Consider the following 26,609-nt stretch of genomic DNA (forward strand, 5'->3'; position numbering starts at 1 on the left):
GGCACGGGGTGAGGGGCGAGCCCGCAACCACAGTGTGGGGGGCAGGGGCGGGCTGCGGGGGTCAGGGAGGGGGGAGGAGACCGGGCGGGTACTCCATGCCGTCATGGGTGCAGGCTGCGGCGGCGACCCGGGCCGCGTACCCGGCGGCCTCCGCCCAGGTCGCGCCGCGTAGGCGGGCGGCGATGACGCCGGCCGCGAAGGCGTCACCGGCGCCGTTGGTGTCCACCACGGGACCGGGTGGCGTGGCCGCTGGGATCCGGGTGATGTCGCCGTCGAGGTGCAGATCCGCGCCGTCGGCCCCCCAGGTCACCAGCACCGGCCGCCCCGCCACCGCCGTCGCGGAATCGCCCGCCCTGCCGGGCACCGCCACCGCCGGGCCGCCCGCCGTGACAGGTTGCGTCCTAGCCGGGCCGCCCGCCGGGACGGGTACCGCCGGCGCGGAAGGGCTCAAGGCGGCGGGGAGTGCGGTTGTCCGGTCGCCCAGGGCTACCCCGCTGACCAGCACCAACTCGGCGACCTCGGCGAAGGGACGATGGTACGGGTTGTGCCCGTCCCAGTCGTGCAGGTCGGTGGAGCTGCGTCCGTCCTCGCCCAGCAGGACGCCGAGGTCGGGCAGCAGGTCCCGTACCCAATTCATGATCGACAGGTGGACGTGCCGGGACTGCCGGATCAACTCCGCCACCTGGGCCATCGCGAAGGGTGCGGTCTCCTCGGAGGGGCGAGGGTCGTACAGCGACATTCGCCGCCCGCCGGGATCGACCAGGTTGACCGAGCGGCGGGTGCCGCCGGGCGCCTCGGCCAGCACGGTCTGCACCTCGGTACGGGACAGGGCGGCCCGCACCACCTCACCGGCCGGGTCCGCGCCGAGGGTGTCGATCACCGCCACCCGCAACCCCAGGGCGTGCGCGGCCAGCGCCACCCCGGCGCCGGTGTTGCCGATCCGCAGGTCGATCGGTTCGACGGTGAGGGAGTCGACCACCGGCAGGGGCAGGGCGGGCACCCGGACCCGTATGTCCACCCCGAGGCCACCGAGCACCAGTAGGTCGTACATGGCGTCGACGGTAGTCGGCCGGCTCCGCCTATCCTGACCCAGGTGTTAAGCGGGGTCCCCTGCTCTACCGGAGGCGTTAAGAAGGGGCCCTTCCTTTCAGCGAGGGGGAGTGTGGGTGCTGGTCGTCCACGGGATGTGGTTGCCGGGCCGAGGGCTCGCCGTCTGGGGCGAGGACAGCACCTTGGCGCCGCGTGCCCCCCGACGCCCCGGTAGAGCCCCCCGGGAGCGTCCGCACCCCTTCGCCGCCGCTCATCCCACCCTGGTAGCCGTGTCCGGGGAGGTCGCCGAGCCGACCGATCTCGGTACCGCGCTGCTGCGCCTGCCCACCCGATCCGGCTCGCCGGTCGACTCCCCGGAACTGGTCCGGACCACCGTCGTGGAACCGGCCCGCGGCCCGGTCACTCTCGCCGGGTGGCGGGTGCCCATCCTGGCGTACGCCCCGGACGCGGCCCTGCCCTTGCTGCGTGCCCTCGACGAGTTGGCTGCCGTACCCGGTGCGACCCTGCGGCACCTGGCGGAGTTGGCCACCTTCGCCGCCGACCTGGCCACCCGGGGCCGGGTCCTGCCCGGCCTGACCCTCCTCCCTGACCCGAGGGTTCCTGCGGCCACCCGCACGGCGGCCCCTGGCCGGGCGGCTCGCACCCCTTCCGGTCCAGGGTCTCGGGGTGCGGCCTCCGCATGCCCCGCCACCGCTGGTCGGGGCACCGAGGGCGAGGCCCGGGCGCTGTGGCGACCCCTGCTCACCGGCACGGACGCCGCCTGGGCCCGGGCGCTGGTGCTGGCCCTACCACCGGCCGCCCGCGCGGTGATCGAGGTGGACCTGCCCACCATGCCGCTCGCGGCGGAGCCACCCGGACTGCCAGCCCAACCGAGCCCGCCCGTGACGCAGGCAGGCGTGCCTGCGGGGGAGGCCGGGGCCAGCGGGCGGGTGGGGTCCCGGCAGGGGGATCCGGGGCCGGGGCTGCTGGTGGGGGATGCGCTCGATGCGCTCACCGACGCGGCGGTGCGGGCGGCGCTGCCGCAGACCACCCTGACCCGGGGGGCCCGCCGTGAGGGGGCGGTGACGGCCTGGCTCGGCGCGCTCACCGGCCCCCAGCGTGAGTTCACCGCCGAACCGGCGGGATTGCAGGTCCTGTGCGACGAGTTGGAGACCTGGCAGCGGGACGCGGCCGGTGGGGCGGTACGGGCCAGCTTCCGGCTGGTCGAACCGGCCGACGAGGAGATGAACGGACCGGCCGACCCGAACGCAATCGTGGCGACCGAGGAGACCTGGCGGGTGGAGTTCGGGCTCCGCGCGGCCGACGACTCGGGCACCCATGTCGACGCCGCCCAGATCTGGCGGGGTGCGGCCATGCCCATGGTGGACAGCCCGCAGGAGACCCTGCTGGCCGAGTTGGGTCGGGCCAGCCGGCTGTGGCCGCAGGTGGATGCGGCGCTGCGGACGGCCACCCCGCAGGCGTTGGAGTTGGACGCCGAAGGGGCCCACCGGTTCCTGCGCGAGGGTGCCCCGATGCTGCACGCGGCCGGGTTCACCGTGCTGCTGCCCTCGTGGTGGCGGCGGCCCTCGGCACGGCTCGGGGCTCGGCTGCGGGCCAGTTCCCGTACCGCCCCGGGCACGGTGACCGGCGCCGGTGAGCGGGTCGGGTTGACGGCCCTGGTCGACTACCGGTGGGAGATCGCCCTGGGCGATCAGCCGCTGACCGCGGAGGAGTTGGCCCACCTGGCCGAGCTGAAGACCCCGCTGGTACGGCTGCGGGGGCGCTGGGTGGAACTGGACCCCAAGCGGCTCGCCGCCGGTCTGCGGCTGTTGCGTTCCACCGGCGAGTTGACCGTCGCCGACCTGCTCCGGCTGGGGCTGGCCGACGCCGAACAGCCGGATGCCCTGCCGGTGCTGGAGGTCAGCGCCGACGGGGCGTTGGGGGATCTGCTGGCCGGGTCGGTGGAGCAGCGGCTGGCCCCGCTGACCGAGCCGCCCTCGTTCGCCGGCACCCTGCGGCCGTACCAACGTCGGGGTCTTTCGTGGTTGACCTTCCTCCAGTCGCTCGGCCTGGGCGGGGTGCTCGCCGACGACATGGGCCTGGGTAAGACGGTGCAGCTGTTGGCGCTGTTCGCGGCCGACCCGCCGCAGGCCGGGCCGACCCTGCTGGTGTGTCCGATGTCGCTGGTCGGCAACTGGCAGCGGGAGGCGGCCCGGTTCACCCCGCAGCTGCGGGTGCATGTGCACCACGGCGCGCAGCGGGCCCGGGGCGCCGAGTTCGGCGACGCCGTGCGGGCTGCGGATCTGGTGCTCACCACCTATCCGACGGCGGCCCGGGACGCGGCGGACCTGGCCGGGATCGACTGGCACCGGGTGGTGCTCGACGAGGCGCAGGCGGTGAAGAACGCCGCCACCCGGCAGGCCGAGGCGGTCCGTACGCTGCCCGCCCGGCACCGGATCGCGGTGACCGGTACCCCGGTGGAGAACCGGCTGGCCGATCTGTGGTCCATCATGCAGTTCGCCAACCCGGGACTGCTCGGCCCGGCGGCGACCTTCCGGAAGCGCTTCGCCGAGCCGATCGAGCGGCACGGCGACACCGAGACCGCCGAGCGGCTGCGCCGGATCACCGGCCCGTTCGTGCTGCGCCGACTCAAGACCGACTCGTCGATCATCTCGGATCTGCCGGAGAAGCTGGAGATGGAGGTCGTCTGCAACCTGACCGCCGAGCAGGCGGCGCTCTACCAGGTGGTGGTCGACGACATGATGGCCCGGATCGAGGCCAGTGAGGGCATCGAGCGACGTGGCCTGGTGCTGGCCACGATGACCCGGCTCAAGCAGGTCTGCAACCATCCCGCCCAGTTGCTGCGCGACGGTTCGGCGTTGGACGGGCGGTCCGGCAAGCTGGCCCGGCTGGAGGAGATCCTCGACGAGGTCCTCGCGGCGGGGGAGAAGGGCCTGATGTTCACCCAGTACGCGGAGTTCGGCGGGATGCTGCGCGGCCACCTGTCGGCCCGCTTCGGCCGGGAGGTGCTGTTCCTGCACGGCGGCCTCGGCAAGGCCGACCGGGACGAGATGGTGACCCGGTTCCAGTCCGACGACGGCCCGGCCCTGTTCGTGCTCTCCCTCAAGGCCGGTGGCACCGGGCTGACCCTGACCGCCGCCAACCATGTCGTGCATGTCGACCGCTGGTGGAACCCGGCCGTGGAGGACCAGGCCACCGACCGGGCCTTCCGGATCGGTCAACGCCGCCGGGTGCAGGTCCGCAAGTTCGTCTGCGCCGGGACGGTGGAGGAGAAGGTAGCCGCCCTGATCGCGGACAAACGCGGGCTGGCCGCCTCCGTGGTCGGCAGCGGCGAACAGTGGATCACCGAACTCTCCAGCGGCCAACTGCGCGAGTTGTTCCAGCTGGAGGCCGGGGCGGTGGCGCAGTGAGCCCGACCGGCCGGTTCGCCGACTACGGGCGGCCCCGCCGGGTCGAGGGCGGGCTGCGGGCCCGCAGCGCCCGGGGCGCCATCGGGGTGTCCTGGTGGTCGCGGCGGTTCCTGGAGGTGCTGGAGTCCTTCGCCCTCGGCACCCGGCTGACCCGGGGCCGCGCCTACGCCCGCGCCGGCCAGGTGGTACGCCTAGACGTCGCCCCCGGCATGGTGAGCGCGTCGGTGCAGGGCTCCCGACCCCGGCCGTACCAGGTCCACATCGCCCTGCCGCCGTTTCCGGACCCCATGTGGCAGCGGATCGAGGCCCAACTGGCCGCGCAGGCGTTCTTCAGCGCCCGGCTGCTGGCCGGTGATCTGCCAGCCGAGTTGGAGGAGCTGTTCACCGCCGCCGGTGCGCCCCTGTTCCCGGCCGCCGTGACCGAGCTGGAGCAACGCTGCTCCTGCCCGGACGGGGCGGTCCCCTGCAAACACCTGGCGGCCACCTTCTACCTGCTGGCCGAGGCCTTCGACGCCGATCCCTTCGCCCTGCTGCACTGGCGCGGCCGCAGCCGCCAGGACCTGCTCGACCGGCTCCGCGCGCTGCGCAGCCTCAACACCGAGCCGGACCTCACCCGCCCACCAGCCACCGAGCCGGACCCCACCCGCCCACCAGCCGCCGAGTCCGGTGTGGGTCGTCCGGCGGCCGGGGCGGTGCCAGCCCTTGCCGACCTGCCGGTAGCGCCCCTGACGGAGACCCTTGACCGGTTCTGGCTGCCGCCGGTGCCCCTGCCGGATCGCCCGCCCAGTTTGGCGAGCCGTCCGGATCTGTTGTTGCGGCAGCTCGGTGCACCCGCACCGGCGATCGGTGGACCGGGCCTGCTGGAGCGGCTGCGTCAGGCGTACCGCCAGCTTGGTGAGTGAGCGATCCGGTCGAGCGGTGTTCAGAGCCAGCGTCGACGGAATCGCCACATGAGTGCCGCATTGGTCAGCAGCACCGCAGCGAAGATGGCCCCGGTCAGTCGGCCGAAGGCCACGGTGGTAGCCGGCAGCGCCGCCCACAGCAGGATGGTCAACAGCAGCAGCCACCGCCCACGTCGTCCCCGGGCCCGATTGTCCAGCCGGGCGAAGAACGCCGGGTCACTCTCCCGCAGATTGCGGGTGATCTGATCGAACCTGCGCTGATCCTCTTTGCTGAGCATGTGCCTTCCCCTCACGCGTTCAGCAACGGCGAGGCGGAATACCCACTGGGGTCACGGCTCACGCGCTTCTCCTGCTGCTACTTTCCCCGGCAGCTCAGGGCCGCCCGCAGTCGGCCTGGTCGTCCGGTTTGCCCCCGTTGCAGCCGGAAAGGGCAGGAGGTCCCGGGGCCGGTCACAGCCAGCGCATCGGCCGGTGGGTGGTAGCGGGGCGGGTGCCGAGGGGTCTGGGTGAGCCGGGTCGGGCCCCCGGCGGGCGGGTGGCGGCCCACCGTCGGCCGGGTCGGTGCCGCCGTGGCGGCTCGGCACCGTTCGGGTGGTGTGTGGTGTCGTCCGTGGACATCGCCGATCCCCGCTCCCGGCACTGACGCGCCGTCGTGGTGTTCAACGACCGGCGTACGGGTGGCGTCGCTGTCCGGGAAGGCGACCGGTCATCGGCCCCGGCGGGGCAGCGGCAGATGGCCGGGCACCAGCGCCGGCACCAGGGTGACCCCGGTGGCCCGCAGGGCACCGATCAGGGTGTTCTGCACCAGGTAGGAGTCGGGCAGTTGCCAGCGGGCCTGTTCCGGGGCCACCACCCAGCGGACCGGCCCCTCGGGCAGTCGGGTGGGGGGTGCGGCGATCCAGGAGCCGGGACCGTGTCGTACCACCTGTAGACAGTGTTCCAACTCGGGGCGCAGGGGGTCCCCCGGGCGGACCAGGAACATCCACCGTCCGGTCGGGGTGATCAGCACCGGTCCGCGTACGCCCGGACCGGCGGGATGGGCGCGGACCGCTTCCAGGACGCGGCGGCCCAGGTCGGCGGAGACCTCCAGCACGTCGAAGGAGTGCCCGGTGGGCAGCAGTACGCTGTGCGGCCGGGCCCGCCACCAGTTCGCCACCCGGGCCGGATCGGCGCTCGCGGCGTGCTCCCAGTTCTCCAGGGCCGGATGGCAGCCGACCGTCGGGCAGCCGGCCCGTCCGCAGACGAAGCGGCTGCGCGCCAGGCAGGCACCCGGGGTCACCTCCCAGCCGTGCATCGCGTACCGCACCGCAACCCGGCGCAGTCGTACCCGTTCCAACGGCGACAGATGTGCCACCCGAGGTCCGACGTTCCCCCACATTGGTGCCATCTCCCCTCGCCGGACCGGCCGGCAACTGTCATGTAGAGCACCGTCACTGTCATCGTTGACGATCGTTGGCCTGACGAGTGGCTGGTGCAACTTGCACGAAAGCTATGAGGACTGGCCGTACGGATGACGTACAACCAGTGCGACCAGCGGAAACCTGAAGACGGACGGCTCACCACGCCCGCGAAACGGCCTACGGCGATCGGCCGAGGCTCCATCTAGGAAGGACTGGGGAGATGGACGAACTACCCATCGGGCGGCGGGTGGCCTACTGGAGAGGGCGACGACGAATGTCGCAGCAGGTCTTCGCCGACCGGTTGGGCAAGTCGAAGAGCTGGGTCGACAAGATCGAACGCGGGGTGCGTCGGCTCGACAAGTTCTCCGTCCTCCACGAGATCGCCGACATCCTTCAGATGGACGTGCAACTGCTGCTCGGCAAGGACCCGGAACGGCGCAACGAGACCCTGCACTGCATCGAGCCGTTCGAGGTGGAGGAGATCCGGGCGGCCCTGGAGCGGTACGACGCGGTCAGCGCGTACTTCGACGCCGTACCCTGTCCGCCCACCCTGGCGGACCTGGGCAAGGCGGTCACCCACGCCTGGCTGACCTACCAGTACGGCCGCTACGGCCTGCTGATCCGGGCCCTGCCCAAGCTGGTGCGCGACGCCCAGGCGGCCGACGCCGCCTACGGCGGTGATCAGGCGCAACGGGCCGCCGATCTGCTCGCGCAGGTCTACCAGATCGCCTCCTCGGTGCTACGCAAGCTGGGGGAGTGCGACCTGGCCTGGCTGGCCGCGGACCGGTCCATCGCGGTCGCCCAGCGGGCCGACGACCTGCTGCTCGCGGGGGTCGCCACCACCCGGGTGTGCAACGCCCTGGCCTCCCTGGGGCGCCCTCGTCCCGCGCTGGAACTGAACGTCCGGATCGCCAACCAACTGGCTCCCGGCGGGCAGAACGACGCCAGCCCGCAACGGCTCTCGGTCTACGGGATGCTGCTGCTCCAGGGGGCCATGGCCGCCGCCCGCATCGGTGACTCCGCCACCGTCGAGGACCTGCTCCGGGGCGCCGAGGAGGCGGCCCGGGAACTCGGCGGTGACCAGAACCACTACTGGACCTCCTTCGGTCCCACCAATGTCATCCTGCACCGGGCGGCCGCCGCCGTGGAGCTGGGCGACGGGGGTCAGGCGGTCGAGCTGCATCTGGCGAAGCTCCAGACCCCGGCCTTCGACGCCCTGCTGCCGGAACGCCGGGCCCATCACCTGCTGGACCTGGCCCGGGGCTACGCCCAGATCGGTGACCTGGCCAACGCCGGGGAGATGCTGCTGCGCGGTGACCGGCTGGCGCCCTCCGAGATCCGGTGCCGGCCGATCGCCCATGAGGTCATGTCGAACGTGCTGCGTCGCACACGGGGTGCGCCGCCTTCCTTGATCGCAGAGTTGGCTGAGCACATGGGAGTAGGAGTATGACTTCGGGGCCGGTCTGATGACCGGTTCGCACCGCCATGACGGGCACCGTGAGGTGCTGTACATCATCGCCTGCGGTTCGCCGTTGGCCCGAGACGTGGGTCGGCTCGTCGAGCTGGCCCAGCAGGACGGCTGGGACGTCTGCGTGGTCACCACGCCGGACGGCGCCAAGTTCGTCGACCGCGCCGCGTTGGCCCGACAGACCGGCCATCCGGTGCGTACGCACTACAAGAACCCGGGTGATCCGGACGTGTTGCCCTCGGCCGACGCCATCGTCGTCTGCCCGGCCACGGTCAACACGGTGAACAAGTGGGCGGCCGGCATCGCCGACACCCTGGCCCTCGGCCTGCTGGTCGAGGCCCAGGGTCTGGGCGTACCCCTGGTCGCCGTGCCGTACACCAACGCCGCGATGGCCGCCCACCCCGCCTTCCGGGCGGCCCTCGACCGCCTGACCGAATGGGGGGTACGGGTGATCTTCGGCGAGGAGGTCATCCCGCTGCACCCACCCGGCACCGGGGAACGGCACCAACACGCCTTTCCCTGGCCGCTCGCCCTCACCGCCCTCCACGACCACCTGATCCACTCCGCGTGAAAGGAAGGGCCCCTTGTTAACGCCTCCGGTAGTACAAGGGGCCCCTATTAACACCTCGCCACCGGCCGGTCCGGCCTCGGCCGGGTGAGGTCCCGTCCCGCCACCGACGCCGGTAAGCTGGCCCGTCGTGAGCCCAACCGCAGCCGTGCCGACCGTCGCCGAGGTGGTGGCCGAGCTGGAGCGGCGCTACCCGCCGAGCTGGGCCGAGGAGTGGGACCGGGTCGGCCTGGTCCTCGGCGAGCCGAGCGCCCCCGTACGCCGGATCCTCTGCGTTGTCGACGTGGTCCCCGAAACGGTCGCCGAAGCCCTGGCCGCCGAGGTCGACATGATCGTCGCTCACCATCCGCTGCTGCTGCGCGGCGTCTCCTCGGTGGCCCCGACGACGTACAAGGGCCGGATCATCCACCAACTGATCAAGGCCGATGTCGCCCTGTACGTGGCGCACACCAACGCCGACGTGGCCGTCCCCGGCGTCTCCGACGCCCTGGCCCACCGGCTGGGGCTCACCGACCTGCGTCCCCTGCAACCGGCCCGCCCCGGCACCCCGGCCGCCGGTGCGGGCCGAGGGGCGGGCCGCATCGGCCGGCTACCCCAACCGATGAGCCTGGCCGAGCTGGCCCGGCACGCCGCCGCCGTGCTACCCCCCACCGCCGTCGGGGTACGCGCCGCCGGAGCCCCGGACCGTGTCGTGCGTACCCTCGCGGTGTGCGGTGGATCCGGGGACAGCTTCCTGGCCGACGCGACCGCAGCCGGCGTGGACGCCTACCTCACCGCCGACCTGCGCCACCACCCGGCCGGCGAGCACCTAGCCGCCGAGGGGCCGGCGTTGCTCGACGCCACCCACTGGGCGACCGAGCGACCCTGGCTGGACGACCTGGCCGCGCTGCTGCGGAGCACCCCGGGGGTGCAGACCCTGGTGTCCGACCTGGACACCAGCCCGTGGACCGTACACGCAGCCCCACCCTCAGCGGGCGGACCCGCAGTGGCCGAACCCGTAGACAAGGAGCCCGATCGTGAAGGCTGACCCCCAGGTCCAGCGCCGCCTGCTCGACCTCCAGGCCATCGACACCGCCCTGGCCCAGCTCGCCCACCGGCGGCGGTCGCTGCCGGAGCGGGCCGAGCTGGAGGCCCTGGCCCGCGAGCTGTCCGCCCTGGAGGACGAGCGGGTCCGCGCCCAGGTGGCGGTCGACGACCTGGACCGGGACATCGCCCGGATGGAGAAGGACGTCGACCAGGTACGGGCGCGTAAGGCCAAGAACGAGGACCGGCTGGCCGCCGGCAGCGGCCCGGCCCGTGAGCTGGAGGCCCTGCAACACGAACTGGCCTCGCTGAACCGTCGGCAGGGCGACCTGGAGGACGCCGAACTGGAGCTGATGGAGCAGCGCGAGACCGCCCAGGCCGTGCTGGACGGGGTGGAGCAGCGACTGGCCGAGGTCCGCGAGCGGCGGGCCGCCACCGAGCAGCGACGCGACGAGAGCCTAGCCGAGATCAGCCGGGAGGAGGAGTTCAAGCGCTCCGCCCGCCAGCCGCTGGCCAACGACCTCCCCGCCGACCTGGTGCAGCTCTACGACCGGATCCGCACCGACACCGGGCAAGGCGCCGCCCTGCTCTACGCGGGCCGCTGCGGTGGCTGTCGGCTGGACATCTCCGGTGCCGACCTGGCCCGCATCCGCAAGACCGACCCGGACGAGGTGGTCCGCTGCGAGGACTGCCGACGGATCATGGTCCGCACCAACGAGTCCGGGCTGTAGCCGGTGGCACCGCGTACCGTCCTGGTCGAGGCCGACGGCGGCGCCCGGGGCAACCCGGGCCCGGCCGGGTACGGCGCGGTGCTGCGCGACCCGGCCACCGGCGAGGTGCTGGCCGAGCGCAGTGCCGCCATCGGCACCGCCACCAACAACGTCGCCGAATACCAGGGCCTGCTCGCCGGTCTGACCGCCGCGGTCGAGCTGGGGGCCACCGAGGTCGAGGTCCGGATGGACTCCAAGCTGGTGGTCGAGCAGATGTCCGGCCGCTGGCAGATCAAGCATCCCGGGCTGCGTCCCCTCGCCGCCCAGGCCGCCCAACTGGTCGGCCGCATCGGCACGGTCCGCTTCACCTGGATCCCCCGGGACCGCAACGCCCACGCCGACGCCCTGGCCAACGCCGCCATGGACGCCGCCGCGACCTCCGGGGTAGCCGTACCCTCCGTCGCGCCGCCCCGCCTGGTCGAGCCGCCCCGGAAACTCGGCGGTGCCCAGCCCGCCGGTGGCGACGCCGCCGAGGCCCCCGGTGCCGACCTGACCACCGCGCCGGTCTCCTGGGAGCCACGGCCCAGCTTCACCGCCACCCGGCTGATCCTGGTCCGGCACGGCGAGACCGAGTACACCGAACAGGGCCGCTACTCCGGGCGCGGCGATGTCGCCCTGTCGGCCAAGGGCCAGGCCCAGGTGCGGGCCACCGCCGCCCGGGTCGCCGCCCTGGCCCCGGACACCGCCGCCGTGGTCAGCTCACCCCTGTCCAGGTGTACGACGACCGCCACCGCGATCGCCGCCGCCCTCGGCGACCTGCCGGTACGCCCCGACGAGGACCTGATCGAGTGCGACTTCGGTGCCTGGGAGGGGCGCACCTTCGCCGAGGCACGCGAACAATGGGCGGGCGAGTTGGACGCCTGGCTGTCCTCCACCCGCATCGCCCCGCCGGACGGCGAATCCTTCGCCGAGGTGGCCGAACGCTGTGCCCGGGTGACCGAGCGCCTGACCTCGGCGTACCCCGGTCAGACCGTGGTGGTGGTCTCGCACGTCTCGCCGATCAAGCTGATGCTGCGCGACGCCCTGGCCGCCAGCGACACCTTCCTGCACCGGCTCTACCTGGACGCCGCCGGCATCTCCGTGCTGGACCGCTGGCCGGACGGCGGAATCGCCGTCCGCACCGTCAACGACACCGCCCACCTGGCCTCGTTGGAGTAAGGAAGGGCACCTTGTTAACGCCTGGCGTTGTACAGGGGACCCTTCCTAACACTCAGCCCTTCGGGGGCGCGAGCGCCGGTCAGCGGAACGACCGCCACAGCAGGTACAGCCCGATCGTGGTGCCGAAGACCACGATGATCGCCTTCAGTAGCCCCGACGGCAGCCGACGGACCAGCCGGGCACCCGCGTACCCGCCGACCAGGGTGGCCGGCGCCAGCAGCGCCACCCCCACCCAGTTCACCGGCCCGGCGAGCGTGAACACCGCCACCCCGGTCAGGCCGATGATCGCCGAGAGCAGGTTCTTGATCGCGCTCACCCGGGCCATGGAAGCGTCCAGCACCAGGGCCAGCGCGGCGACCAGCATCACCCCGACGGCCGCGCCGAAATAGCCGCCGTACACCGAGGCCAGCGCCACCACGACCTGGATCATCAGACCCCGCCGCCGCGGCGACAGATGACTTGGATGCCCCACCAGCCGCCGAAGCGGATCCTGAAACGCCAGCACCGCGGTAGCCCCGAGCACCAGAAACGGTACGACCACCTCGAAGGCCCGCGCCGGGGTGACCAGCAACAGCCCCGCACCCGCCAGCGCGCCGAGAATCGTGGTCGGCACCAGGCTGGCCAGCAGCCGCCCCCGGGGCAGATCCATCCAACTGCCCGCCACCGCGGCCCCGTACCCCGGGAACACCGACACCGAGTTGGTGACATTCGCCGGCACCGGCGGCAACCCCACCGCCAGCAGCGCCGGGAAGGTGATCAGCGAACCACCCCCGGCCACCGCGTTGACCGTACCGGCGGCCAGCCCGGCCCCGAGCAACAACGCGGCGTCGGCAAACTCCATGATCCCGAGGCTAGTACCACCCCTACCCCGCCCCGCAGCCCGCCCGCGCCGGGCGGTCAGGGGCCGCGCAACTTCGGGGAAGTTGTCGGGTCCAGCGGGTCTGGAGGCCACAACATCCCCGAAGTTGCGCGCCCAGCGGTGGTGCAGGGCGGAAATCGGGTGGGCTGACACGTCGTTAGGATGAGTACGCGACGGACGAGTCGACCGGGCGGTCGCGTCGGCGGGCAGCAGCTCGCCGCCGAGGAACGTCCGGACTCCACAGGGCAGGGTGGTTGCTAACGGCAACCCGGGGCGACCCGCGGGACAGTGCCACAGAAAACAGACCGCCGACCCCATCGGGGACGGTAAGGGTGAAACGGTGGGGTAAGAGCCCACCAGCACCCCGGGTGACCGGGGTGGCTCGGTAAACCCCACCCGGAGCAAGGCCAAGAAAGGGCCGTCACCGCAAGATGACGACCCGCGCAGACGCTTGAGGGCTGCCCGCCCGATGTCTGCGGGTAGGCCGCACGAGCCTGTCGGCAACGGCAGGCCGAGATGGATGGCCGCCGCCGGCGCAAACCCCTCAGGGGTACGCGTCGCGCACAGAATCCGGCGTACAGGTCGACTCGTCCGTCGCCCACCAGCTCAGAGCCGCGATCAAGGCTCTGAGCTGGTTCTATTTCCGGGTGTCGATGGTCGTTCATGGTCAACATTGGGTGGCGTTCGACGGCCCACCGACGGCCCAGACGGCCCAGAGACGGCCCAGGGGGTGCATCAGTTGATCTCGTCTGCGGCGGCCGGTCTGGTGGGCTCGGTGGCGGCCTGGTCCTCGTTGACGGCGAGCAACCGTGGGGAGCGGGTCGGGCACGTCCTGGCGGTGGAGCTGGTGCCGCGCCCGGTGGCAAGCCAGTCCCGGGGTTGGACTGGCGCGGCAGCCGGAAGCCCTAACCACGCGACCAGGCCGACCCCGTTGGCTTCCGTCACGGCCTCGCTGGGGCTCGTTCCTGGTGTGTGGTGGGGCGGTGTCCCGGCGGCTGTCGGTGGCTCACCGCCCCGGCGCCGTAGGCGGCCGGGGCGGCTTGCCGCCGGCCGGGCTTGCCGCCCCGCACCGCGCGGAGCGCGGTGCCTTGATCCAGAACAGAGCAAATCGGCAATCATTCCGATCACTGAGGGAGCAACTTCGTCGATCCCTGCATGAGCCGACTGATGGTTGTAAGCATCCGTAGGGCATGCGACTCAAGCCGAAGTGGGGGTAGACAGCAGGGGCCCCATCTAGCCAGACTGCTCTAGGTGTCGTCTACGTCACATAACGCTGCCCCATCGGCGCTGGGCTACTTGTATCAGTCTCAGTGGCCCCTGCTCGACCTAATACGGGGTTATCGCAACCGTCCCGACTGCTCGGTCAGCCTGGAGCTATACGACGATGTGGCCTGGGACGACAGTGGTACGCCCCTTGAGCGTCTGCAGCTCAAACACCACATAGGTACGACGAGGTCGCTGGGGGATATGAGTGCTGACTGGTGGCGGACCATCCAGGCTTGGATGGACACCGATATAATCGACGACCCAAATGGGCCGAAGCTGATTCTTGTTACAACTCAGAGAGCGGCCGTCGGCAGTGCTGCAAACGCGCTTCGTCCTGGGCGCGACCGCAACCCGACCGACGCTTTGTCGTTACTAGCTGCTGCTGCCAAGAACTCCACCTCGAAGGAGACCGAGAATACTCGCCGGCAATTCTTGGGCCTGGCCGAGTCTCGGATGAGAGTGTTCGTCGGCCGTATGTTCGTGTTGGACAGTTCGCCCGCGATTAGCGACCTAGACGGGGCTGTAAGGTCGGAACTGTCCATCCTGCTGCCGACGGGGCGCGAAGATCTATTTATGCAGCAACTGTGGGGTTGGTGGTATGAGAGGGTAGTTGATCTACTGACGGGCGAGGTGCGAGGCATCAATGGCCTTCAAGTCAAACAAAAAATAGACGACATCAAGGCGCAGTACGCCGACGATGACTTGCCGAGGTCGCTACTCGGAGACGTTGAGCCTAGTGTCCTCTCGGACTACCTGGACCATGTCTTTGTTCATCAGATGAGGTGGGTTGAGTGGTCTCCCAAGCTGATCGAGTTGGCGATCATCGACTACTACCGCGCTTACGTTCAAGCGGCGCAGTGGATCGAAAACAGACTGATTGGCTACGACGAAATTAGCAGGTACGAGCGGAAGCTCTGCGAGGAATGGGAGCGGGAGCGGGAATATATGCTCCTTGAGTTGCCACCCGATGCTGACGACGCCACTCGGCGGCAGGCAGGTGCGAAGCTGCTGAAGACGCTCATGTCTCAGACGCAGGTCCGTATCAGGAGTCGCTACGATGAGGCATTCTTCCCGAGAGGAAAGCATCACGAGTTGGCTGACCTCGGACGTATAGGATGGCATCCTGATTTCCAGACGCACCTGGAAGCGGTCCTCCTTAGAGAGCCTGTATGACAACATGGCGTGAACGGTCTCAAATTGAGGCTGCCTATCTAAATCCCGCCGTAGTGGCGGCGATACTGGCGAGTGCGTCCGATGGCTACCAGGATGAAACAAAGGAACCGCTTCCTTGGCCTCTTTCGTTCCTAGTGGCACCCTTAATCCTGCACGGTCCTAGCAGGCGGTCCTTGCCCAGAGACACAAGAACTCATATCTCAACGTGGTTGAGTCGAAACCCTATCCTCCACGCTGGTTTTCACGAAAGGGCAAGGTCTTTAGTGCCAGTAGTTCGTGAAGGCATGCGGTTTGGTTTGCGGAACGGAATTCTATCGATATCTGATGGGGTCATATCTGCTCCGCAGCCTGTCGTGCTAACTAGGGAGACCTCTCCCATGCTGAGGCCTGCGAGACTCACCGGTCGATGGTTCGCGAAAACCAAGCATCCGCCTACTCTCTTTGCCTTGTTCGGAGTGGAGCCGTAAGCCATGAACTTGCTGGAGATTATTCTTTATAATCGGGACGGCGACACCCGTAGGGTCAAGTTCGTGCCTGGCGAGCTAAATGTTGTGACGGGCGGTTCTGCAACCGGCAAGAGCGCCCTCCTGGATATTGTAGATTTCTGCCTCGGGCGTGAGACTGCCACAATGCCGGTGGGTCCTGTCGTGGACACGGTTGCGTGGTATGCGCTATTGGTCCAGATCGGCAATAACCGGGTCTTCGTTGGCCGGCCAGCACCACGAATAGGGCGATCCTCGTCGCGGCAGGCAATGCTGGAGATTGGAAATTCGTCTCTAGGTGTTCCGTCTTTTGACGAACTAACTGTCAATGCCGATGCCGATGGGGTGAGACAGCAGCTTAGCCGCCTGATCGGGATCGAGGAGATTGTCAACGAAGGCGTAGCCGCTGGGACGTCCTTCGCGACCAACCTGGGTCACGCAATTCTTCTCTGTTTGCAGGGCCAAGGAGAGATTGACGACAAGAATGTCTTGTTCCACCGGCAGAGTGACTCAAATATTAAGCAGGCAATCCAGAATACACTGCCTTATTTTCTGGGAGCGATACCAGCAGACCAGGCTCTCAAGAGGCAGAATCTTCTGAGCTTGAAGCGTGAGCTGAGACGAGTTGAAGCGGAAATTCGGACAGTTGAGAAGCTGAATGTAGATGTCGAGGTTGATCTCCGATCGTTGATGAACGAGGCGTACGCTCGGGGTCTGATTACAAGCAACGATGCAAGCGACCGGAATGAAATGCTGGCCTTATTGCGGATGGCTCTACAGGTTAGGCGAAGCTCGTTAGTGCTGGATGACGATGGGCAGGCTAGTCGTAGGGCCGAGCTCGAAGGCGAGCGCGATCGGTTGAGGCGAGAACTTCGGGACATCGGAGAGCAGCGGACACTACTGCAACATCAGGAAGCAAGCGAGGCTGGGTACCAGGAGGCGGTTACCGCAGGAGTTTCCCGACTACGCAGCATCGATCTGATCCCGCATGACTCTAACGATGACTCCAGTGAGGTATGCCCGATCTGTAACTCTCACCTAGAGCACCGTGACCCGACCGTGGCGGATCTGCGACAGACACTTGACCAGATGAGCGCCCAACTCCGGCGCGTGAATGGCGCCAAGCCTAGGAGGGTTGCCGCGCTTGAGAGTCTAGAGAGCGAGGCTGCCCGAGTGCGGCAAAGCTTGCGTGGGGTCGAGCAGACTCTAGAGCAATTTCTATCTGAGGACCGAGCGGCTTCTGAGATGCGCCGAAATATGCAGGCTCAGGCGTTTACGCAAGGTCGGATCGATCTATTTCTCGGGAAGCTCAATCAATCGGATAACGAGTCCTTCGTTCAACTACAGGAGAGGGCCGGGGCAATCAGGGAGGCCATAAACCAGCTCGAATCGGAACTCGACCCAGAAGAGGAACGGGAGCAGTTGACGTCAAGACTAAACGTTGTAGGACTTGACATGACGGCTTACGCTAATCGGCTGGAATTGGAGCATCGCGGCGCGAATGTTCGGTTGGACTTGAAGCGCTTGACTGTTGTGGCTGATATCGCTACCGGCCCGGCCCCTCTATACAGGATCGGCAGTGGCGAGAACTGGGTCGGCTATCATCTCGCCGTGCATCTCGCCCTACACAGGTATTTCGTGCGGCAGCGGCGCCCGGTTCCACACTTCTTGATGCTGGACCAGCCCACTCAAGCCTATTACCCATCGGAGGTTGCCCGTCTCTCCGGCGAGGCAGAAAGCGATACAGACAGGGCAGCTGTGCGGCGACTCTATCGTTTGATGTTGGACGTTGTTACGGACCCGCTTCTGCAGGGGCAGCTGCAAATCATCGTCTGTGATCACGCGAACCTTTCTGAGGCATGGTTTCAGAAGTCGGTTCGCCACAACTGGAGAGAAGGGCAGAAGCTGATTCCGAATGAGTGGATTGCTAGGGCGGCGGAGCTTCAAGACGATGCGCAGTGATCGTGGTGGCGTCTTTTGAGCCAGTCGACGTATGCCGAGGGCTTTCTCATGGAACGCTTTGATTGGGGTGGAGGCGATACGTTCGGGTGACGGTGTGAGCTTTGCCTCCTTTCCGGGTGACGCTTTCCGTCTCGATTAATCTCGCTCCTGCATCGACACTAAATAGTGCCGCAAGCTCCGCATCGGCAGCAACCTGACGTTCTTTTACGTGACGTTCGCTACGCCATCGGGAGTGGCGGTCGTCGGGATAAGCGTTGGCGTAGGTGCCCCTACCGTGTTCGGTGGTTACCACCCCCTCCTCTCGCAATACAGCGATAGCCTGCCGGACGGTACCGCGGCTCGCCCGAAACTCGGCCGTGAGCACGCTCTCGGCTGGTAAGAGTGATCCGGGTGCGATGACGCCGCGATCAATGAGTGCACGCAGTTCATCGGCGATCATGCGATAACGGGGCTGTCCGTAGTGCGGGGTGGGCACCTGGTCACCGTACCTGGCACTTGTCTTACCAACTGCCAACCGTGAGGGTCGTTTTGATGTGTAGACAACTCGTCCACTTGTAGGTACGTTTCCGGGTGTGCGGCTGGGATGACAGCGTGTACCAGGGGTGGTGCTGCGTCGGCCTGGTCGTGGGTGAGGCGCGGCGTCCTTGATGGGCCGGTTGCGGTGGCCGCGCGTACACGATGGCTCGGCGATACCCGACCCGTCCGGTGTCGGACGGTGCGCCGTGCCCTCTGTCGGGCCGGTGGCCGGCTGATTCCCCCTGGTCGGCCGCCGGCTCTCCTACACCTGGAGGTGCGATGCCTGGCTCTCATCGTCGACGTCCCTGGTTCTCGTTCTGGCGGTCCCGCCGACAGCCGGACCAGGCCGGACCCGCAGCAGGAAACCGACCCCGCGATTCCGTGCCTGCTCGCAACGCCGCTCCGCTGCGCTGGGCCATGGAGCGGACCCGTGAGCTACCGGCGCTGCGACATGCGCCGCTGCTGACCCGTGGGCAGATCTTCCGGGGCAACGGCGGACGGTGGCCGCGATGACTCAGACAGGTCGGCGGCCTGCCGTGGAGCATCCTTCGTGGTGTGCGCCGGATCGGTGCGGGCATCTGGTGCCGCCGGTGCTGGCGCACATGGCGCGACGCCATCGGGGCGTACTGCTACGGGTCGGTGAGGTCCGGTCCTCTGGACTGGTCGTGTCGTACCTGATCGGCTCCGACGACGAACCGCCGTCGGTCGCGGTGCACTCCTCCTGCCGGGCCGGCGCTGGCTGGGCCGAACTCACCCTCCCGCAAGCGGTACAGCTGGTCGATCAGCTTGGCTCGCTCCTGACGCAAGCCGCCGGCCCAGGGGAGGGCCAGCATGGGCGGCTGTGACGAGCCGACCTACACCCCGGCGGTCAACACTGCCGACGAGGCGTCGTGTCCTGACTGGTGCCGGGGGTGTGGGCCGAACGATCCGATGCACCGGGGGCTGTTGGCCACGATCGGCAGCGAGGGCGGCGGCTGGGTGAGTCTGCAACTGCTCCTGGACCGCTTCCGCCGCCGTGACCCGGTCGTGAAGGTCGACGCGACCCGCTCCGGTGCAACGCGATCGGTGGTGCTGTCGCGGCGGCAGCTTGATCGGCTGATCTACGAACTGGCCTACGCCCGGTGGCGGGTGATGGCCAAGGGACAACCGTTGGAGGGACACGATGACCGCCACTGACCGCAGCTCCCGCCGCACGCCGGTATCCGCGCATCGTTTGCGTCGGCCGGTGGTCGAGGTGCCTCCGGTGCCGGAGCGGCCGGCGGGTGGGACCACCTGGCAGTCGTTGGAACGTCTAGGGGGTACGGTGACCGGTGTGCATGGCCGGGACTGGCGCCCTCGTTACCTGCAACTCGCCGAAGAGTTGCGGGTCAAAATCACGAGCGGGGAACTCGCCCCCGGCACGCTGATGCCGTCCGAGACGGAGTTGGCCGACACGTCGGGCCTGTCGCGCACCAGTGTCCGCAACGCCATCCGCCAGCTCCGGGAGTGGGGCCTGGTCCGCGCGGAGCAGGGGCGCGGCACCTACGTACGGGCACCTCGCCAGCGGGTACGGCGTCGTAACGCGGAGCGGTACCAGTGGGAGAAGGACCGGGTCCTGCTGGACGAGGCCGAGCGGCTCAAGACCGGCGCGACCGAGCATGACACCGGCCTGACCGTCCATGACCTCAAGTTCCACGCCGAGTACACCCGCGTCGAGGCGGACGCGGAGATGGCGGCGGCGCTGCACGTTGAGCCGGGTACGCCGCTGCTGCGCCGGGTCTACTGGACGTCGTCAAAGCATGAGAACGCGCCGCTGACCATGTCGTACTCGTACCTGCCCTATGAGCTGGTGGCCGCGAACCCGGACCTGCTCGACGCCAGCAACGAGCCCTGGCCCGGCGGTTCACAGCATCAGCTCTACACGGTCGGCGTCGAGCTGGATCGCATCGAGGACGAGGTTCGGGCGCGTCCGCCGTCGCCGGATGAGGCCGAACTGCTCGACATCGACCCCGGCGTCTCTGTGCTGACCGTGCGCAAGACCTCTATCGACACCACCGGCCGTGTCGTCGAGGTGGCCGACGTGGTGATGCCGGGGGACAGGACCGAGCTTGTGTACTCCCACGAACTGCAACGGTGGAAAACGTGACGCACCTCGTCTCGGTCATCACCCCGGTCCACGCCCCGAGCATCGAGTACTTGGCCGGCGCGTACGACTCGTTGGTCAAGCAGGACATGCCCGACGGGTGGGACTGGCAATGGCTCGTCCAAGAGGACGGGCAGACTGGCGCGTTGAACGGGGTGCTGCCGGACGACCCTCGCATCAGCATCGGCGGCGGTCGTCCCGGCGGCCCCGGTGTTGCCCGTACTCTCGCTCTCTCCCGCGTCGCTGGCGACCTGGTCAAGGTGCTCGACGCGGACGACCAACTCACGGCCGGCGCCCTCGCCCGCGACATCGCCGCCTTCGCCGCCAACCCACACATCGGCTGGACGACCTCGCGCGTCCTGGACCTGATGCCCGACGGGTCAACCGTCGGATGGGACAAGGACCCGGACGGCGGCCCCATCAGCCGCGGTGCCGTCCTCGCCTTCTGGCAAGCCAACGGCTATCGCGCCCAGGTCCACCCCGCCACGCTGTGCATCCGCCGGGATCTGCTCCTGGCCCTCGGCGGCTGGATGGCGCTCCCGGCCTCTGAGGACACTGGCCTTCTCCTGGCCGCCAGCGCGGTCAGCCAGGGTTACTTCACGCGCGAACACGGGCTGCTCTACCGCAAGTGGCCCGGCCAGGTCACCAGCCAAGCCGCCCACCGCGAACCCATCGAGTACGAAGGCCGCATGAAAATCATTGAGGCCAGAGCCGTAGCCCTGGCCTCGATGCTCCCGAACGGATTGCCGGTCACTCCTGCGGCGTAGCCTCATAGATGTGCCGCCGACCGCCGGCCAGAGTCTTCCGGGCGTACCGCTCGACCTCCTGGAACGCCGCGTAGTAGCCATCGTCGAACTCCTCCATGATCTGGAACGTCCACCGGCCCGGTAGGACGTTGCGGCCCAGCAACTCGCGCTCCACCCGGCGGAACTAAGCGGGCTGCAGCCCGGTGAACGAAAAGATCCACGCCGGGCGGGCCGCGAGATCACCCGCACCCCGACATCATCGGCCACCGTCCCAACCAGACAGTCACCGGGTTACGAGACGTCCCTAAGCCACCCCGCTTCAGCTGGTCTATCACCGCAAAGGTGCCGGGTGGATGCGGCAGCCGCCGCATACCTGCGGCCTACCTAACTCGCCGTCCAGTGACTTTGGGCAACCAATCTACGGCCGGCTAGGCGCGGGCCGGAAAGTCGAACGCTTAGCGCACCCAAGGCCCCAGCTCAGGGCAGACGTCTTACGACTGCACAAGCAGGGTTGCGTCGAAAGCACCCTGTTGTCCGCCCTTCAGATGAGAAGGTAGCGCAGAGTGTCGTAGGTCGACATAGAGCTTCATCTGTGCCAAGATACCCTCGCACGGCAGGAACGGCTTAAGCCAACGGGGTCGGAGCGGTGACAATCGCTCAGCGTGCAAGCAATCATGGCGATGGCGATCTTCATTTCGCTACTGAGCCCACGTTAACCTCATTTGGGTTTAGCTATAACTCATCGTGCCGTGCTGTGATTGAGACTTCAAGTGGAAGGAAGAGGGGCGCGAATGCGAACATTGCCAAGGATGCTACTGGTGCTAGCGATTGCAACGGGGGGAGGTGCAGTTGTCAGCAATGCCACTGCTTACGCCTACTCTGGGTGCAACGCACCTCAAACCCAAGGGCCAAACTTCAACGGAAACCAAATCAATGGGTACTTCTCTGTCGACTGTGGTACCCGAAAAGTTGCATTGGCGACCCTTCATGGAAGAATCAAGGAAGATCGAAACAACCTTCCGGATGTAGTTCATGATCATGAAAGCGTCACGTTCGAAGGCACACGCGGCGCTGATATAAATACTACTACTTGCCAAGATGACGACAAGATCTATATCGAGGCCCAAATCAATAACGAAAATCCAACACAGGGCGCCGGAAAAATTATGCAGTGCTAAATGCGACTCCCGCAACTTGGGTGCGATGACTGAATGTTCTAGTGAAAGAGAATGGTATGATAAGAACCGCACGGGTTGTTCTTGCGTTTTTCGTTGCCACTGCGGGCTCAATTGCGGCCGTCCAGGTGCCGGCATATGCGTACCCTGCCTGCGAAAGGTATGCCATCGCCCCCACCTTCAGTGGTAGTGAAATAACCGGTCGTGTTTATGTCGAGTGCACCCGCCTGGTGCCTCAGGCGACCCTTCATGGAAGAATCAAGGAAGATCGAAACAACCTTCCGGATGTAGTTCATGATCATGAGTCGAGAAATTTTAATCTCGGTGTACTTTGGGACGTAAGAACGACCACCTGCCAAGACAACGACCAGATATACACCGAGGCGCAAATTAACAACGAAAGCCCTGCCCAGAGTTCGCGTCGTGAGATGAACTGCTAGAATCCGCCCATGTCAGATTCACCCACTCTTAGCATCGACGCTAACGCGCTTGCCGTGGCCATCGGTCGTCGTACTATTGTCCATCACGTGGATCTTCACCTTGAAGCTTGTGGTGTCCTAGGGCTGCTGGGACCGAATGGAGCTGGAAAGACGACGCTGATGCGTTCGCTTTCGACGGCGATTGCGCCGAGTGGGGGTTCGCTTCGGTTACTTGGGCGCGAGGTAAGTGCGCGTGGCACGGTGCTGCGGAGCGTGAGAAAAGAGCTTGGTTATGCTCCGCAGCACCCATTGGTTTTGCGTCACCTTTCAGCGGTGGACCAGGTGGCGTATGCCGCATGGTTGAAAGGTATAGACGGTCGGGAGGGTGAACATAAAGCGCGTGCCGCGTTGGCCATGGTTGACCTCTCAAAGAAAGCGACAGTCAAGACCGGGCAGCTCTCGGGCGGAATGCTTCGTCGACTGGGTATCGCAATGGCGCTAGTTCACAGTCCGAAGATTCTACTACTCGATGAGCCTACTGCGGGTCTTGACCCAGAGCAACGCCTGCGTTTCCACGATTTGATTCGCACGATCGGTAGAGAGGCTGCCGTCGTTCTGAGCACTCACCTTGTGGAAGATGTAGCGACTTTGTGTACGTCTGTAGCTGTCATTGCAGGAGGGCGCTCAATTTTTTCGGGAAGTCCCGCCGACCTAGCTGCCCGAGCCCCTGGCGTTGGCCGAGATGCTGCCGGGATCGCAGCAGGGTTCGCTGCCGTGACGGGGATGAAGGTATGAGGGCTCTGCGCTTCTACACCGATAGAATTCTTGCTCCGGCTGCGCTCATCATTGTGGCGCTTTATTTGAGCTATAGCGTAAGTGCCTTTATTCAGAGGCTCTCCGAACCACCCCGCGACATGGTAGCCTTGGCCGGTCTTCAGTTAGAGTCGGGAATCGTAGGAATTGCAATCGCGGCAGCATTGTCTGCCCTGATCGCCAGTCGTCACAACCGCTATGGCGGGAAAGACATACTTGCAAGCTCTTCGCGACCAGAAATCGATCGGGTACTGATTCAGTTCATCGCCGCTTACGCGCCAGTTCTTGGCGGTTGGCTCGCATACGTAATTGGGACGACGGTTGCTTTCGGAATTACCTCGAAGCTACTTGTGGGATCGGCTGCTGTTGGTGTTGGTGCCCTAGCGCTTGCGGCCTGTTGTGCAATTGGACAGGTCATCGGTGTTTGGTTTAGACCGGCTCTAGCCGTGCCGGTCGCCTTTATTTCAGCCTACTTCTTCGCGGCTTTCTTCGCTATTTTTGGCGATGACTACTGGTGGCAATGGCTCGGGCCAGCCTTCGGCGATTCCTTTAGCCCTCAACCGTATGCTCTTTGGCTCGTCGGTGAATATTTTTGGTTTTCCGGCCTTACGGTTTTGCTCTTAGGTGTAAACCTGTGGATAACTGCTGCGCCGCGTAGACCTGGCCTTGTTCTTTATCTCGGTATCGCAATATCGGCCATTGGGGCAACTCTGCTCGCGATAAATGGGTCAGATGCTAGTCCCGACCTTCCACTAAGTCTACCGTGAAGACCTTAGGCGTACTTCTGGTTGTATATAGTGTGCGCTATGTGTTGCTGGCCGCAGCGTGCGGCACGCTGATTGCTGGGATCGCGGCATATCGAACGCCACCTGAGCTGCTGTATGCATCAGTGTCATCCGTGGCGCCGGTTGCGCTGGTTATTGGTGCGACGGTTCTGATTTCGGCGGCTTTGTTGCAACTTCCTCGGACGGAAGCGGGCGAAATTACAGCTGGCCGTCGACAATGGCATCTTCGCTTCACTGTCAGCGTTTTGCTGATACTTGTTGCGTCTGCCGGGGTAATAACGTCTTGTCTGGTCCTAGACTACTGGTGGTTTTTTCCTCCGCTATTGCGGGGGGCGCTGGTAATTACGTCGTTGACGAGTGCTGCTGTGACGATGCTACCGAAAGTGTACGTTACGCTGCCGCCAGGAGCGTACCTGCTGGTTTGCTTTTATCTCTCACGTGGAGAGAACTGGTGGGATCTCGTCTTAGCTCATCCTAGTAGGTGGAGCTATCTGGCTGCCCTAACAGTCACGGTGGGAGGCTTAGCGCTTTTCGTGTGGAGAGGCTCGTATCCCACCTACTCAGCAGAGGATTTGTAGGAGTTTCGGTCTGAGGGTATGGGTCATGCCACTATAGATCTCATCGTGTCCCCTTTCCTGGCCTGGCTCACGATAATGGGGCGTGCGCGGGCTCGTGGCGGTGGCCTGGCGTTTCGGGTTTATGGTGGGCGGATCTGCGCACAAATTCCGGCCGTAGGGTGGGTTGGTGTCTTCCTACCTACGGCCAGTGAAGGCTGCATCGGGTGTCCGGGCGGTGCGAATAGGGCCTGCCAGCCCGCGTCGAGGCGTCCCCACCGGCCCCGACGGCGGGTGCGTTCGACGCGGATGAGGTCGGCCAGATGGTCCGGGGTGCGGTTGGACAGCGCGACCGCGGACGGGTAAGACAGCCAGCGAGGCTCCCGGTTGGGGCATCGGATCTTGGTCGACTGCTGTTTTCAACGGGGGTCTCCTCCTATGTCGACAGACCCTTCCCCGCACCCACCGTGACAGGGTCATTGCGTAGTCGAGTAGCTGCTGGTCACGGTGGTGATGAGGTCGTGGGGGCGGCGGTTGGCGCGTCGGGTGGCTCTGGCGATGTTGGTTTCGCCGTTGCCGCGGTGGAAGCCGATGGCGGTGTTGCGCAGGACGGCTGTGACGGCGGGTCCGGTGCCGGTGCGGGCTCGGTGGGTGTCCTCGCCGAAGGTCACATCGCGGACCCAGTGCAGCCGGTTCTCGATGTGCCATTCCAGGCGGGCCCATTGCTGCAGGTCAGCGGGCTGGGCGTGGGCGGCGGGCAGTGACGCCACCAGATAGACCGTTTCCCGGGTTCGCTTGCCGGCGATCGTGCGGGTGCGGGTGATCCGGACGGCCTGCTGAGCATGGGGAAAGCCGATGCCGCCGGGAGTCTGCAGGGTCAGCGCCTTGACGGTGCGGGTCTCGCGGCGGCCGTGTCCGGTGTCGCGGTGTTGGTGCCCGATTGGCACCTGCGCCCAGGGCAGCCGTTTGAGTTGGGCGTACAAGGTCGGCTGGTTGGCCTTGACCGACACGTACAGGTCCCCGCCGGCAGCGGCGACAGTGCGGGCGTGGGCGACCTGCGTGTGCAGGGCGTCAGCGACGATCACTACCCCGGCCAGGCTGCCCAGCCGTGCCTTGACCTGCTCCAGCAGCGGGGCGAACGCCGGAATTTCGTTCGACTTCGCCGCGACCTGGACCTGTGCCAGGACCACACCGGTGCAGGTGTCGTAGGCCGACAGCAGATGGACCCGTCCCTCGGGCAGGACCGCGCCCCGCAGCACCTTGCCGTCCACCGCGATGACCCTCCGCACCGGCGGCGGCGCCGACACCCGCGAGCACAGCCAGTCGGCCAGGACCGCCGTCAACGTCTCGGCGTCAACGCGGACCAGCAGCCGCCACACCGTACTCAGCACCGGCACCCGGCCGGTGAACCCGAGCCGGCCCCACGCCGACGCACCGAGATCATCCACCCAGTCCACGATCGCGGCGAACGTGCAAGCCCCGGCCATCACCGCACACACCGCCACCGCGAGCACGCTCGCCAGCGGATACCGCACACCACGCGGGTCACGCGGATCGGGAACCCTCGCCAAAGCCTCCAACAGGCCAAACGCCTCACCGCCAGCAGTCGAAGAGTCGGGTGGGGCGGGGGCATGCAGACGGATCACGTCGATCAGCGATGATGACATGCGCGGGTGTGGTCCTTCTCGGTGTCATGTTGTCTCAGCAACTCCATGATCACCGACGGACCACACCCGTCCTACATCACCCTCCAACCAGGCCGATGACCCCGCGAAGGCTCAGGTCAGAAGCGCCCTCAGTCGACTACGCAAAGCCCCTGCCCACCGTGACCAGGCCCATCACGATGAATAGACCTCATTGAGCCGACGAGCAAGCTGGACAGCTTGCGGGTGCTTGTCAACGGCCAATCAGATTTCCCCGTAGGCGGCCAGTAGTTTTCCCCGCTGGCGGCCATGGTTTTTCCCCGGTGGCGGCCAGGTAGTTCCCCG

General features: G+C 67.0%; 23 protein-coding genes, 1 other RNA gene and 1 pseudogene. 17 read left to right on the forward strand and 8 right to left on the reverse strand.

Features of this window, described 5'->3' with window-relative positions; all coding sequences use genetic code 11:
* Positions 1 to 61: 61 nt before the first annotated feature.
* A complete protein-coding gene (locus tag ACGFIK_RS25395; RefSeq protein ID WP_393341654.1) occupies positions 62 to 1,051 on the reverse strand; it encodes a carbohydrate kinase family protein in 990 nt (329 codons plus the stop codon).
* 715 nt (positions 1,052 to 1,766) lie between these two features.
* On the opposite strand from ACGFIK_RS25395, the pseudogene ACGFIK_RS25400 reads away from it, so the two are divergent.
* Together ACGFIK_RS25400 and ACGFIK_RS25405 are read left to right on the forward strand one after the other, a co-directional pair.
* A pseudogene (locus ACGFIK_RS25400) lies at positions 1,767 to 4,460 on the forward strand (SNF2-related protein); the annotation flags it as partial.
* Positions 4,457 to 5,362 carry an SWIM zinc finger family protein gene (locus ACGFIK_RS25405; protein ID WP_327024660.1) on the forward strand — a complete coding sequence of 302 codons (906 nt, stop codon included), beginning with the start codon at positions 4,457 to 4,459 and terminating at the stop codon, positions 5,360 to 5,362. The pseudogene ACGFIK_RS25400 and the gene ACGFIK_RS25405, both read left to right, overlap by 4 nt.
* Positions 5,363 to 5,382: 20 nt before the next feature.
* Here the strand turns inward: ACGFIK_RS25405 and ACGFIK_RS25410 are convergent, their stop codons facing one another.
* The 3 genes from ACGFIK_RS25410 to ACGFIK_RS25420 all read right to left on the reverse strand — a co-directional run bounded on the left by ACGFIK_RS25410 (position 5,383) and on the right by ACGFIK_RS25420 (position 6,740).
* Positions 5,383 to 5,640: a DUF3040 domain-containing protein gene (locus tag ACGFIK_RS25410; RefSeq protein ID WP_327024661.1), complete on the reverse strand. Its 258-nt coding sequence runs from the start codon at positions 5,638 to 5,640 to the stop codon at positions 5,383 to 5,385.
* A 172-nt stretch (positions 5,641 to 5,812) separates the two neighbouring features.
* On the reverse strand, positions 5,813 to 5,980 hold the full coding sequence (locus tag ACGFIK_RS25415) for a hypothetical protein (protein ID WP_327024662.1): 168 nt from the start codon (positions 5,978 to 5,980) through the stop codon (positions 5,813 to 5,815).
* Between the two features lie 88 nt (positions 5,981 to 6,068).
* Positions 6,069 to 6,740: a bifunctional DNA primase/polymerase gene (locus ACGFIK_RS25420; RefSeq protein WP_393341670.1), complete on the reverse strand. Its 672-nt coding sequence runs from the start codon at positions 6,738 to 6,740 to the stop codon at positions 6,069 to 6,071.
* Positions 6,741 to 6,982: 242 nt separating this feature from the next.
* On the opposite strand from ACGFIK_RS25420, the gene ACGFIK_RS25425 reads away from it, so the two are divergent.
* The 5 genes from ACGFIK_RS25425 (at position 6,983) to ACGFIK_RS25445 (ending at position 11,749) form a co-directional block, all read left to right on the forward strand.
* Entirely contained in the window at positions 6,983 to 8,212 is a 1,230-nt protein-coding gene (locus ACGFIK_RS25425) for a helix-turn-helix domain-containing protein (RefSeq protein ID WP_327024663.1), read from the forward strand.
* Positions 8,213 to 8,228: 16 nt separating this feature from the next.
* Positions 8,229 to 8,801, forward strand: a complete 573-nt coding sequence (locus ACGFIK_RS25430; RefSeq protein ID WP_327024664.1) for a flavoprotein — start codon at positions 8,229 to 8,231, stop codon at positions 8,799 to 8,801.
* Positions 8,802 to 8,964: 163 nt separating this feature from the next.
* Positions 8,965 to 9,825 (forward strand): Nif3-like dinuclear metal center hexameric protein, encoded by an 861-nt coding sequence (locus ACGFIK_RS25435; RefSeq protein ID WP_393341673.1) that lies wholly within the window; start codon positions 8,965 to 8,967, stop codon positions 9,823 to 9,825.
* Positions 9,815 to 10,552 carry a zinc ribbon domain-containing protein gene (locus ACGFIK_RS25440; protein ID WP_393341657.1) on the forward strand — a complete coding sequence of 246 codons (738 nt, stop codon included), beginning with the start codon at positions 9,815 to 9,817 and terminating at the stop codon, positions 10,550 to 10,552. Before ACGFIK_RS25435 ends, ACGFIK_RS25440 begins: the two co-directional genes overlap by 11 nt.
* Positions 10,553 to 10,555: 3 nt before the next feature.
* A complete protein-coding gene (locus ACGFIK_RS25445) occupies positions 10,556 to 11,749 on the forward strand; it encodes a bifunctional RNase H/acid phosphatase (protein ID WP_393341659.1) in 1,194 nt (397 codons plus the stop codon).
* A 79-nt stretch (positions 11,750 to 11,828) separates the two neighbouring features.
* Here the strand turns inward: ACGFIK_RS25445 and ACGFIK_RS25450 are convergent, their stop codons facing one another.
* Entirely contained in the window at positions 11,829 to 12,590 is a 762-nt protein-coding gene (locus ACGFIK_RS25450; protein WP_327024667.1) for a sulfite exporter TauE/SafE family protein, read from the reverse strand.
* A gap of 196 nt (positions 12,591 to 12,786) precedes the next feature.
* Between ACGFIK_RS25450 and rnpB the strand changes: the two genes are divergently transcribed.
* The 4 genes from rnpB (at position 12,787) to ACGFIK_RS25470 (ending at position 17,491) form a co-directional block, all read left to right on the forward strand.
* An RNA gene (gene rnpB, locus ACGFIK_RS25455) (RNase P RNA component class A) lies at positions 12,787 to 13,202 on the forward strand.
* Between the two features lie 657 nt (positions 13,203 to 13,859).
* The gene (locus ACGFIK_RS25460) at positions 13,860 to 15,047 is read left to right on the forward strand and encodes an ABC-three component system protein (protein WP_327024669.1); all 1,188 of its coding nucleotides are present in this window, start codon (positions 13,860 to 13,862) and stop codon (positions 15,045 to 15,047) included.
* Complete coding sequence (locus ACGFIK_RS25465; RefSeq protein ID WP_327024670.1) at positions 15,044 to 15,514, forward strand: three component ABC system middle component; 471 nt, start codon at positions 15,044 to 15,046, stop codon at positions 15,512 to 15,514. The genes ACGFIK_RS25460 and ACGFIK_RS25465 overlap by 4 nt, the downstream gene beginning before the upstream one ends.
* Before the next feature lie 3 nt (positions 15,515 to 15,517).
* Positions 15,518 to 17,491: a DUF3732 domain-containing protein gene (locus ACGFIK_RS25470; RefSeq protein ID WP_327024671.1), complete on the forward strand. Its 1,974-nt coding sequence runs from the start codon at positions 15,518 to 15,520 to the stop codon at positions 17,489 to 17,491.
* A gap of 46 nt (positions 17,492 to 17,537) precedes the next feature.
* Here the strand turns inward: ACGFIK_RS25470 and ACGFIK_RS25475 are convergent, their stop codons facing one another.
* The gene (locus ACGFIK_RS25475; protein WP_327024672.1) at positions 17,538 to 17,966 is read right to left on the reverse strand and encodes a GntR family transcriptional regulator; all 429 of its coding nucleotides are present in this window, start codon (positions 17,964 to 17,966) and stop codon (positions 17,538 to 17,540) included.
* 422 nt (positions 17,967 to 18,388) lie between these two features.
* Between ACGFIK_RS25475 and ACGFIK_RS25480 the strand changes: the two genes are divergently transcribed.
* From ACGFIK_RS25480 to ACGFIK_RS25495, 4 genes are all read left to right on the forward strand, one after another.
* On the forward strand, positions 18,389 to 18,520 hold the full coding sequence (locus ACGFIK_RS25480) for a hypothetical protein (protein WP_327024673.1): 132 nt from the start codon (positions 18,389 to 18,391) through the stop codon (positions 18,518 to 18,520).
* 318 nt (positions 18,521 to 18,838) lie between these two features.
* A complete protein-coding gene (locus ACGFIK_RS25485; RefSeq protein WP_327024674.1) occupies positions 18,839 to 19,183 on the forward strand; it encodes a hypothetical protein in 345 nt (114 codons plus the stop codon).
* A gap of 67 nt (positions 19,184 to 19,250) precedes the next feature.
* Positions 19,251 to 20,132: a GntR family transcriptional regulator gene (locus tag ACGFIK_RS25490; RefSeq protein WP_327024675.1), complete on the forward strand. Its 882-nt coding sequence runs from the start codon at positions 19,251 to 19,253 to the stop codon at positions 20,130 to 20,132.
* Positions 20,129 to 20,896: a glycosyltransferase gene (locus ACGFIK_RS25495; protein WP_327024676.1), complete on the forward strand. Its 768-nt coding sequence runs from the start codon at positions 20,129 to 20,131 to the stop codon at positions 20,894 to 20,896. Before ACGFIK_RS25490 ends, ACGFIK_RS25495 begins: the two co-directional genes overlap by 4 nt.
* Here ACGFIK_RS25495 and ACGFIK_RS25500 read toward each other — a convergent pair.
* Positions 20,880 to 21,050 carry a hypothetical protein gene (locus ACGFIK_RS25500; RefSeq protein ID WP_327024677.1) on the reverse strand — a complete coding sequence of 57 codons (171 nt, stop codon included), beginning with the start codon at positions 21,048 to 21,050 and terminating at the stop codon, positions 20,880 to 20,882. The two genes, ACGFIK_RS25495 and ACGFIK_RS25500, sit on opposite strands and share 17 nt — an antisense overlap.
* A 1,449-nt stretch (positions 21,051 to 22,499) precedes the next feature.
* Here ACGFIK_RS25500 and ACGFIK_RS25505 point away from each other — a divergent pair.
* A complete protein-coding gene (locus tag ACGFIK_RS25505; protein WP_393341665.1) occupies positions 22,500 to 23,264 on the forward strand; it encodes an ABC transporter ATP-binding protein in 765 nt (254 codons plus the stop codon).
* On the forward strand, positions 23,261 to 24,049 hold the full coding sequence (locus ACGFIK_RS25510) for a hypothetical protein (RefSeq protein ID WP_327024678.1): 789 nt from the start codon (positions 23,261 to 23,263) through the stop codon (positions 24,047 to 24,049). Before ACGFIK_RS25505 ends, ACGFIK_RS25510 begins: the two co-directional genes overlap by 4 nt.
* Positions 24,050 to 25,097: 1,048 nt before the next feature.
* Here ACGFIK_RS25510 and ACGFIK_RS25515 read toward each other — a convergent pair.
* Positions 25,098 to 26,288: an ISAs1 family transposase gene (locus tag ACGFIK_RS25515; RefSeq protein ID WP_327024679.1), complete on the reverse strand. Its 1,191-nt coding sequence runs from the start codon at positions 26,286 to 26,288 to the stop codon at positions 25,098 to 25,100.
* Positions 26,289 to 26,609: the final 321 nt, after the last annotated feature.

The sequence above is a fragment of the Micromonospora sp. NPDC048871 genome, assembly GCF_043198155.1.
GTDB lineage: Bacteria > Actinomycetota > Actinomycetes > Mycobacteriales > Micromonosporaceae > Micromonospora.

What these genes read in the sequence shown, in the direction of transcription:
- ACGFIK_RS25395 (WP_393341654.1), bottom strand. Translation starts at nt 1,051, where the DNA reads ATGTACGACCTACTGGTGCTCGGTGGCCTCGGGGTGGACATACGGGTC.
- ACGFIK_RS25410 (WP_327024661.1), bottom strand. Translation starts at nt 5,640, where the DNA reads ATGCTCAGCAAAGAGGATCAGCGCAGGTTCGATCAGATCACCCGCAAT.
- ACGFIK_RS25415 (WP_327024662.1), bottom strand. Translation starts at nt 5,980, where the DNA reads ATGTCCACGGACGACACCACACACCACCCGAACGGTGCCGAGCCGCCA.
- ACGFIK_RS25420 (WP_393341670.1), bottom strand. Translation starts at nt 6,740, where the DNA reads ATGTGGGGGAACGTCGGACCTCGGGTGGCACATCTGTCGCCGTTGGAA.
- ACGFIK_RS25425 (WP_327024663.1), top strand. Translation starts at nt 6,983, where the DNA reads ATGGACGAACTACCCATCGGGCGGCGGGTGGCCTACTGGAGAGGGCGA.
- ACGFIK_RS25430 (WP_327024664.1), top strand. Translation starts at nt 8,229, where the DNA reads ATGACCGGTTCGCACCGCCATGACGGGCACCGTGAGGTGCTGTACATC.
- ACGFIK_RS25450 (WP_327024667.1), bottom strand. Translation starts at nt 12,590, where the DNA reads ATGGAGTTTGCCGACGCCGCGTTGTTGCTCGGGGCCGGGCTGGCCGCC.
- ACGFIK_RS25465 (WP_327024670.1), top strand. Translation starts at nt 15,044, where the DNA reads ATGACAACATGGCGTGAACGGTCTCAAATTGAGGCTGCCTATCTAAAT.
- ACGFIK_RS25470 (WP_327024671.1), top strand. Translation starts at nt 15,518, where the DNA reads ATGAACTTGCTGGAGATTATTCTTTATAATCGGGACGGCGACACCCGT.
- ACGFIK_RS25485 (WP_327024674.1), top strand. Translation starts at nt 18,839, where the DNA reads ATGGGCGGCTGTGACGAGCCGACCTACACCCCGGCGGTCAACACTGCC.
- ACGFIK_RS25505 (WP_393341665.1), top strand. Translation starts at nt 22,500, where the DNA reads ATGTCAGATTCACCCACTCTTAGCATCGACGCTAACGCGCTTGCCGTG.
- ACGFIK_RS25510 (WP_327024678.1), top strand. Translation starts at nt 23,261, where the DNA reads ATGAGGGCTCTGCGCTTCTACACCGATAGAATTCTTGCTCCGGCTGCG.
- ACGFIK_RS25515 (WP_327024679.1), bottom strand. Translation starts at nt 26,288, where the DNA reads ATGTCATCATCGCTGATCGACGTGATCCGTCTGCATGCCCCCGCCCCA.